We start from the raw sequence: 8,844 nt of genomic DNA, 5'->3' as shown, positions 1-8,844 counted from the left end.
GGGAATGGCCACAACCAATCGGGGGGAGAACCGGCGCAGGCCGTGCAGGGCGTGGCCTCCGCCGCAGGTGGGGTGGAACACCGCTTCGCATTGCCCGAGGCGGTGGGCGGCCCGGCGCGGCCTGCAACAAAACCCGCAGCTACTGCTGATAGGCACCGACTGCCCGCACCTCAACCCCGCCCTGCTGCAGGCGGCCGCCCACCGCCTCGGCCAATGCGAAGCGATGTTCCACCCCACCTGCGACGGCGGCTACGCCCTGCTCGGCCTGCGCCGTTTCTCCCCCCGATTGTTCGAGGACATTCCCTGGAGCACCGACCGGGTCGCCGAACTCACCCGGGCGCGCATCCGCGAACTCGGCTGGTGTTTCCACCAGGGCGAGTGCCTGCGCGACATCGACGAGCCCGACGACCTGTTCTGGCTGCCCTCCCAGTGGCTGGGCGCCGCCCTGTTCGATCGCTGACGAGGCCCCGATGCCGGACGATGTACTCACCCAGGAACCCCTGCTCCGGCTCGGCGCCTTCGCCGGCATCTTGCTGCTGATGATGCTGTGGGAAGTGCTCGCCCCGCGCCGCAGCCGGCGCTATCCACGCCGTCGCCGCTGGCCGGCCAACCTGCTGCTGGTGGCCATCAATACCCTGCTGCTGCGGCTGCTGTTTCCGCTCGCCGCCGTGGGCGGGGCCCTGCTGGCGGAGCAGCGCGGCTGGGGACTGTTCCAGTGGTGGCCGCTGCCGCTCTGGCTCACCCTGCCGCTCTCCCTGCTGGTGCTGGACTTTATCATCTACCTGCAGCACCGGTTGTTCCACGCCCTGCCCTGGCTGTGGCGGCTGCACCGCCTGCACCACAGCGATCCGGACATCGACGTCACCACCGGATTGCGCTTTCATCCGCTGGAGATACTGCTGTCGATGGGGATCAAACTGGGCATCGTCATCCTGCTGGGGGCGCCGCCGTTGTCGGTGCTGCTGTTCGAGGTGCTGCTCAACGCCACCTCCATGTTCAACCACGGCAATGTCCGGCTGCCGCCCCGGCTCGATGCCTGGTTGCGCCTGCTGCTGGTCACCCCGGACATGCATCGGGTGCACCACTCGGTGATCCCGCGGGAAACCAACAGCAACTTCGGCTTCAACCTGCCCTGGTGGGATCGCCTGCTGGGCACCTACCGGGCCCAGCCCGAAGCGGGCCACCGGCGCATGACCATAGGACTGAACGAGTTCCAGGACCCGGCCGAACTCAGGCTGGACCGCCTGCTGACCCAGCCCTGGCGCCAGCGCAAGGAGCCCAAATGAAAAAGCTTATCCTGCTGCTGGTGTTACTGACGCTCGCCCTGCTCTTCTTCGCCCTGGGCGGCCACGAGTGGCTGACCCTGGAGGCGCTCAAGCGGCACCAGGCGGAATTCGCCGCCCTGCGCGGCCAGGCGCCCTGGCTTACCGCCGCCGGTTTCTTCCTGCTCTATGTGCTGGTGGCAGCCCTGTCCCTGCCCGGCGCCGCCATCATGACCCTGGCCGCCGGCGCCCTGTTCGGCCTCTGGCAGGGGCTGGTGCTGGTGTCCTTCGCCTCCAGCCTGGGCGCCACCCTGGCCATGCTGGTGGCCCGCTTCCTGCTGCGCGACCAGGTGCAGCAGCGGTTCGGCGACCGGCTCAAGGCAGTCAATGACGGCATTGCCAGGGACGGCGCCTTTTACCTCTTTACCCTGCGGCTGGTGCCGGTGTTCCCCTTTTTCCTGATCAACCTGCTGATGGGGCTCACTCCCTTTCCCGCCCGCCGCTTCTACTGGGTGAGCCAGCTCGGCATGCTGCCCGGCACCCTGGTGTATGTGAACGCCGGTACCCAGCTCGCCGCCCTAGACTCGCTCGGCGGCATCCTCTCCCCGGCCCTGTGGCTGTCCTTCGCCCTGCTCGGCATCTTTCCGCTGCTGGCCCGGAGCCTGGTGCGCCTGATGCAGCGCCGCCGGGTCTACCAGGGCTGGCAAAAACCCCGCCATTTCGACTGCAATCTCGTCGTGATCGGCGCCGGCGCCGCCGGCCTGGTCAGCGCCTACATCGCCGCCACCGTCAGGGCCAGGGTCACCCTGATCGAGGCGGGCAAGATGGGCGGCGACTGCCTCAACACCGGCTGCGTGCCGAGCAAGGCGCTGATCCGCAGCGCCAGGCTGGCCCACCAGATGCGCCACGCCGACCGCTACGGCCTCTGTGCCACCCAGCCCGAGTTCAGCTTCAAGCGGGTGATGGCGCGGGTGCAGGAAGTCATCCAAAAGGTAGCGCCCCACGACAGTGTGGAGCGCTACACCGCCCTGGGGGTGGAGGTACTGCAGGGCCATGGCCGCCTGCTCGATCCCTGGACGGTGGAGGTGGATCTCAACGACGGCGGCCGCCGCCGGCTGACCGCCCGCTCCGTTATCATCGCCGCCGGGGCCGAGCCCCTGGTGCCCGAGCTGCCGGGGCTGGAAGAGGTGGGCTATCTCACCAGCGACACCCTGTGGCAGGCCCTGGCGGAACGGGACAGCCCGCCCCGCCGGCTGCTGGTGCTGGGCGGCGGCCCCATCGGCTGCGAGCTGGCCCAGGCCCTGGCCCGGCTGGGATCGGAGGTGACCCTGGTGCAGCGCAACCCCCGGCTGATGCCGAAGGAAGACCAGGAAGTGAGCGATCTGGTCAAGGAATCCCTCACCCGTGACGGCATCGCCGTGCTGACCGGCCACCAGCCGCTGCGGCTGGAGCAGGACGACCGGGGCAAGCAGCTGGTCGTCCGCCATCACGACCGGGAAGTGGCGCTGGAATTCGACGATCTGCTGGTCGCCCTGGGCCGCCGCCCCCGGCTGACCGGCTACGGCCTGGAGCAACTGGGCATCGACACCGAGCAACGGCTCGAGACCAACGACTACCTGGAAACCCTCTACCCCAACATCTACGCCGCCGGCGACGTGGCCGGGGGCTACCAGTTCACTCACACCGCCGCCCACATGGCCTGGTACGCCAGCGTCAACGCCCTGTTCGGCCAGTTCAAACGCTTCAAGGTGGACTACTCGGTGATCCCCTGGTGCACCTTCGTGGATCCGGAGGTGGCCCGGGTCGGCCTGTCCGAGGCCGAGGCCAGGGACAGGGGCATCGCCTGTGAGGTGACCCGCTTCGGGCTGGACGATCTGGACAGGGCCATTGCCGACGGCGCCGATCACGGCTTTATCAAGGTGCTGACGGTGCCGGGCAAGGACCGGATACTGGGGGTGACCATAGTGGGCGAGCACGCCGGCGAGCTGCTGGCGGAATACGTGCTGGCCATGCGCCACCATCTGGGGCTCAACAAGCTGCTGGCCACCATCCACATCTACCCCACCCTGAGCGAGGCCAACAAGTACGCCGCCGGCGAGTGGAAGAAGGCCCATGCCCCGCAGCGGCTGCTGGCCTGGCTGGCCCGCTATCACGGCTGGCGGCGGGGCGGCAAGCAACCGCAGGGCCCTCTGTGACGATCCTTGGAGCACGGGTCTTGGGGCGCGGGCGGCCCGCCCGCATGAAGTCTTGGGGCGCGGGCGGCCCGCCTGCGCTCCACCAGCAAGGCGCCCATCGGCAAACGGCGGGGTTTTCCTGCCGGCAAGAGTGGCAGGAGTAGCTCTGCACCCGACAGCGTGATTTTTAAACTATATGGCGATCTAACATCATGATGAACTGTCCAGCTCCGCCTGCAGCTCGGCCAGCCAGTCGTCGACCGAGATGGGCAGGTAGCCGGTGATCTCGAGCCGTCGATCCTCGAACACGTCTTCGCCCGGATGGCGGCGCCGCCACTCGGCCACCGCTTCGTCCCGGTGCCACAGCAGGGCTTCGATATGGGGCCGGAACAGTACCAGCATCTGGGTCAGCCAGATGTTGACCGGCCAGGACGGGTTGGCGTGATCGATCGAGAACCGGTCCAGCATGGCCACCACGGTCCGGGCCGGATACCAGGACTCTCCCGTCACCCAGCGGTTGCAGGCGAACAACCCCTTGGGAAAGCCCCAGCCGTCCATGGAGACGGCCACCAGGTGGGCGATGGCCTGATCGCCCCTCGGCCAGGGCTCGGTGGCGCCCGGCTCATCCAGCACCTCGCTGCCCGGCGGCATGCCGGGGGCCCGCAGAAAGGTATGGAAATGGCCGTGCTCCAGTCCGCCGCCGCGATGGGCATGGTAGTAATACTGGCTGTGGCTGTCGCCGTCGAACACGTCGTCCAGCGGATAATGGGTCATTTCATAGAAGGTGCCCTGCCCTTTCAGCACCTCGCCCACCACATTGAGGCCGCCTTTCTTCAGCACCCGGTAGCATTCACGGATCCGCCGGCCGGCCAGTATCATGGTGGCGATCTCCTCAGGGCTTTGATCCCGCGCCAGGGGCATGGCCGGGGCCGGCAATGGCGTATCAAGCTTGTCGGACATGATGAGATCCTTTCCCTGTTGTTGAAGGCAAGGCGGAGCTCCCGGGAGCTCCGCCTGCTGACCATGGCCGATTTATGCCGACTTGGCGGCGCACGGGTTCTTGGCCGCGCAGGGGTTGGCGGCACACGGGCTCTTGGCCGCACAGGGGTTTTTCTCCGCGCAAGGGTTGGCGGCGCACGGATTGGCCGCGCAGGGCTTTTTGCTCATGGCGACCAGTTGCCCGTCCAGGCTTGCCGCCGTCACGGCCTGGGCCGGACCCGCCAGGGACAGGGCCAGCAGGGACGCCGACACCACGCCGGCCACCGGGGTCAATCGATAATGGGACTGGCATTGAGACATGTGATTTCTCCTTAAACTTTTCACCGGTAACGAGCCTTATTGGGGCCCGCAGTACCCGGGCAGTTTTGCCCCTCTTTTTTTCATTAGCATGCAATGACGGTTATCCACGCCATCGCCCCGTGATGACAGGGTCTGGATGGTCGGCTGATCCGGTGCCTGGATCGCCGCCTGCGCGGGCAGAACTCCCAGGGCGAACACGGCAGCCAGCATAAGTGAAGTGATCGCTTTCATGATGCTTCCCCTTTCTCTTGAGTTGGCGGCCTCCGGAAAGTCATCGCTTTCCCCGAGGCCGGGACAACCTGGATGATTGCCCTGCCGTCATCACGCTCTTGCCTGACGGTTACCCACTAAGTCGCGCCACCCCCGCCGGTTCTTACAAAAAAAATCACCCGGAGCCCCCTTTGCGCCACGTAAACGGGCACCTACGGGTGAGGTTCGCACCACGTAAACGGGCCGCCGACAACGATCCGGGCGCGAGGGTTTTGGGGCGCGGGCGGCCCGCCCGCATGAAGGAGGCACTGAGGTGGGCGAAGGCACGGCCCAAGCCGCGATGCCTGTTCTGCCCTTAATGAGCTGTAGGCACAGCTGTAAGTGCCGCTGTAGGTGCCGCTTTAGCCGGCACAACCCGGCGGCCCCGAGCTTTTTTAACCCGCTGTGTAGCAGGCAAATCCGAGGGTTCGCGCTGCGCGCGAATGCAGGCGGGCCGCCTGCGCTCCGCCAGGCCCAAACCGCGCAGCCGCCGGTTTGCGCCACGTAAACGGGCGCCGACAACGATCCGGGCGCGAGGGTTTTGGGGCGCCCGCGCGCCACAACATAGGTCCACTTCAGCGCGCCAGCCGCCGCTCGTTGATCCAGGCATAGAGCGCCGGTATCACCAGCAGGGTCAGTATGGTCGAGGACACCATGCCGCCCACCATGGGGGCGGCGATGCGGCGCATCACCTCGGAGCCGGTGCCGGTGCCCCACATGATCGGCAGCAGGCCGGCCATCACCGACACCACCGTCATCATCTTGGGCCGCACCCGCTCCACCGCGCCCTCGATGACGGCGGCATAGAGATCGGCCGCCGCCGGGGCCCGCCCCTCCGCCCGGCACTGGCGGCACAGCGTCTGCCAGGCCTGATCCAGGTAGATCAGCATGATCACCCCGGTCTCGGCCGCTACCCCGGCCAGGGCGATAAAGCCCACCGCCACCGCCACGCTCAGGTTGTAGTCGAGCCACCACAGCAGCCAGACCCCGCCGATCAGGGCGAAAGGCACCGACAGCATCACGATCAGGGTCTCGGTCAGGCGCCGGAAGTTGAGGTAGAGCAGCAGGAAGATCAGCGCTAGGGTGGCCGGCACTACCAGCTTCATCTTCTCCATGGCCCGTTCCATGCTTTCGAACTGGCCGCTCCACACCGCGTAGTAGCCGGGCGGGAAGGACACCTGCTCCTGCACCGCCTGGCGGGCCTCGGCCACGTAGCCGCCGATGTCCCGCTCGCGGATGTCGACGTAGATGTAGGCCGACAGCAGGCCGTTTTCGGTGCGGATGCCCGGCGTGCCCTGCTCGATGCGGATGTCCGCCAGCTGGCCGAGCGGGATCAGGGCCCCGTCCATGCCGGCCACCAGCACCTCGCGGGCGATGGTGTCCGGGTCGCCGCGCAGTTCGCGCGGGTAGCGCAGGCTCACGCCGAAGCGCTCCCGCCCCTCCACCGTGGTGGTCACCAGTTCGCCGCCCAGGGCGGCGGCGATCACCGACTGCACCTCGGCCATGCTCAGGCCGTAGCGCGCCAGCTGGCGCCGATCCGGGCTGATGGTGAGGTAATAGCCCCCGGTCAGGCGTTCGGCGAAGGCGCTGCTGGTGCCCGGCACCTGCCGCACCACCGCCTCTATCTGCCGCGACAGCCGCTCTATCTCCTGCAGATCCTGGCCGAACACCTTGATGCCGATGGGGGTCCGGATGCCGGTGGAGAGCATGTCGGTGCGCGCCTTGATCGGCATGGTCCAGGCGTTGGCGATGCCGGGCAGGCTGACCGCCTGGTCCAGCTCGGCGATCAGCCCGTCCAGGGTCAGGCCGGGGCGCCACTCCCGCTCCGGTTTCAGGTTGATCACCGTTTCGAACATCTCGAGCGGGGCCGGATCCGTGGCCGAGTTGGCCCGCCCGGCCTTGCCGAACACCGAGGCCACCTCGGGAAAGCTCTTGATGATCTTGTTCTGGGTCTGCACCAGCTCGGCCGCCTTGGTCACCGACATGCCCGGCAGCGAGGCGGGCATGAACAGCAGGGTGCCCTCGTTGAGGCTGGGCATGAATTCGCTGCCGAGCCGGGCATAGGGCCACCAAGTACTCACCAAAGCCGCCACCGCCAGCAGCAGGGTCAGCTTCTTCCAGCGCAGTACGCCGTGGATCCAGGGCCGGTACAGCCACATCAGCAAGCGGTTGACCGGGTTGCGCCGCTCGGCAATGATGCGGCCGCGCACGAACATCAGCATCAGCACCGGCACCAGGGTCACCGACAGCAGGGCGGCCCCGGCCATGGCGAAGGTCTTGGTGTAGGCCAGCGGCGAAAACAGCCGTCCTTCCTGATCTTCCAGGGCGAACACCGGCAGGAAGGACACCGTGATGATCAGCAGGCTGAAGAACAGCGCCGGACCCACTTCCTGGCAGGCCTCCAGCATGATGGCATGGCGCGACTTGCCCGGCGGCGCCCGCTCCAGGTGCTTGTGGGCGTTTTCGATCATGACGATGGAAGCGTCGATCATGGCGCCGATGGCGATGGCGATGCCGCCCAGGCTCATGATGTTGCTGCCCAGCCCCAGGGCGCGCATGCAGATAAAGGCGAACAGGATGCCGAGCGGCAGGGTGACGATGGCCACCAGGGCGCTGCGCGCATGGAGCAGGAACACGAAGCACACCAGGGCCACCACCAGGCTTTCTTCCAGCAGCTTGAGGCTGAGGTTGTCGATGGCGCGCTGGATAAGCTCGGATCTGTCGTACACCGGCAGCAGTTCCAGCCCCTCGGGCAGGCCCGGCGCCAGCCGGGCCAGGGTTTGCTTGAGGTTGTCGATCACCGCCAGGGCGTTCTCGCCGTAGCGGGCCACGGCGATGCCGCCGACCACTTCCCCCTCACCGTTGAGCTCGGCCAGGCCGCGCCGCTCATCCGGGCCCAGCTCGATGCGGGCGACATCCCCCAACAACACCGGCACGCCCTGGCTGGCCTTGAGCACTATCTGGCGCAGATCCGCCACCCCGGTCAGGTAGCCGCGCCCCCGCACCATGTATTCGGTTTCGCTCATTTCCACCGCCCGGCCGCCCACGTCCAGGTTGCTCTGGCGGATGGCCTCGGCCACTTCCATAAACGACAGGCCATAGGCGCGCAGCCGCACCGGATCCACCACCACCTGGTACTGGCGCACAAAGCCGCCCACCGTCGCCACCTCGGCCACGCCTTGGGCCTGGGTCAGCTGGTAGCGGATAAACCAGTCCTGCAGGGTGCGCTGCTCAGCCAGATCGTGCCGGTCGGACTGCAGCGCGTACTGGTACACCCAGCCCACTCCGGTGGCGTCGGGCCCCAGGCTGGGCGTGACGCCCGCCGGCAACTGGCCGGCGGCGCCGTTGAGGTATTCCATCACCCGCGACCGGGCCCAGTAGAGATCGGTGCCGTCTTCGAAGATCACGTACACGAAAGAGGCGCCGAAGAAGGAAAAGCCCCGCACCACGCTGGCCTTGGGCACCGACAGCATGGCGGTCACCAGCGGATAGGTGACCTGATCCTCCACCACCTGGGGCGCCTGGCCGGCGTAGTCGGTATAGACGATGACCTGCACGTCCGACAGGTCCGGAATGGCGTCCAGGGGTGTCTGCCGTACCGCCTGGAGGCCGCCGATCACCAGCAGCCCGGTCAGTATCAGCACGATCAGCCGGTTGTTGAGCGACCAGGCAATGACTGCGTTCAGCATGATCAGTGCCCTCCCTGCGCCGCATGGGCATGCTCGCCGTGGCCACCGTGGTCGTGGCCGGCGTCCTGCTCCATGGCAGCGGCGCCGTGACCGGCATGGCCGTGGCCGGCGTCCTGCTCCATGGCAGCGGCGCCGTGACCGGCATGGCCGTGGCCGGCGTCCTGCTCCATG

At 67.5% G+C, this 8,844-nt stretch carries 7 protein-coding genes; 3 read left to right on the top strand and 4 right to left on the bottom strand.

All coding sequences use genetic code 11. The features are described 5' to 3' along the window. Window positions 1-4 precede the first annotated feature (4 nt). The 3 genes from CGX12_RS17995 to CGX12_RS17985 are packed head-to-tail and all read left to right on the top strand — an operon-like array spanning window position 5 to window position 3,457. The gene (locus CGX12_RS17995) at window positions 5-460 is read left to right on the top strand and encodes a TIGR04282 family arsenosugar biosynthesis glycosyltransferase (protein WP_254918340.1); all 456 of its coding nucleotides are present in this window, start codon (window positions 5-7) and stop codon (window positions 458-460) included. Between the two features lie 10 nt (window positions 461-470). Continuing rightward, entirely contained in the window at window positions 471-1,286 is an 816-nt protein-coding gene (locus CGX12_RS17990; RefSeq protein ID WP_094041217.1) for a sterol desaturase family protein, read from the top strand. Beyond that, window positions 1,283-3,457, top strand: a complete 2,175-nt coding sequence (locus CGX12_RS17985) for a dihydrolipoyl dehydrogenase family protein (RefSeq protein WP_094041216.1) — start codon at window positions 1,283-1,285, stop codon at window positions 3,455-3,457. The genes CGX12_RS17990 and CGX12_RS17985 overlap by 4 nt, the downstream gene beginning before the upstream one ends. Before the next feature lie 189 nt (window positions 3,458-3,646). On the opposite strand, the gene CGX12_RS17980 is transcribed toward CGX12_RS17985, so the two are convergent. The 4 genes from CGX12_RS17980 to CGX12_RS17965 all read right to left on the bottom strand — a co-directional run bounded on the left by CGX12_RS17980 (window position 3,647) and on the right by CGX12_RS17965 (window position 8,673). Continuing rightward, the gene (locus tag CGX12_RS17980) at window positions 3,647-4,396 is read right to left on the bottom strand and encodes a DUF6969 family protein (protein WP_217898207.1); all 750 of its coding nucleotides are present in this window, start codon (window positions 4,394-4,396) and stop codon (window positions 3,647-3,649) included. Window positions 4,397-4,468: 72 nt separating this feature from the next. Beyond that, a complete protein-coding gene (locus CGX12_RS17975; protein WP_094041215.1) occupies window positions 4,469-4,735 on the bottom strand; it encodes a hypothetical protein in 267 nt (88 codons plus the stop codon). A gap of 36 nt (window positions 4,736-4,771) precedes the next feature. Beyond that, complete coding sequence (locus CGX12_RS17970; RefSeq protein ID WP_094041214.1) at window positions 4,772-4,966, bottom strand: hypothetical protein; 195 nt, start codon at window positions 4,964-4,966, stop codon at window positions 4,772-4,774. A 593-nt stretch (window positions 4,967-5,559) separates the two neighbouring features. Further along, window positions 5,560-8,673, bottom strand: a complete 3,114-nt coding sequence (locus CGX12_RS17965; protein ID WP_094041213.1) for an efflux RND transporter permease subunit — start codon at window positions 8,671-8,673, stop codon at window positions 5,560-5,562. Window positions 8,674-8,844 lie beyond the last annotated feature (171 nt).

Source organism: Zobellella denitrificans, from assembly GCF_002237365.1.
Lineage (GTDB): Bacteria > Pseudomonadota > Gammaproteobacteria > Enterobacterales > Aeromonadaceae > Oceanimonas > Oceanimonas denitrificans.
Note: the sequence above shows the minus strand (reverse complement) of the source record. Positions and strands in the feature narration are given on the sequence as shown.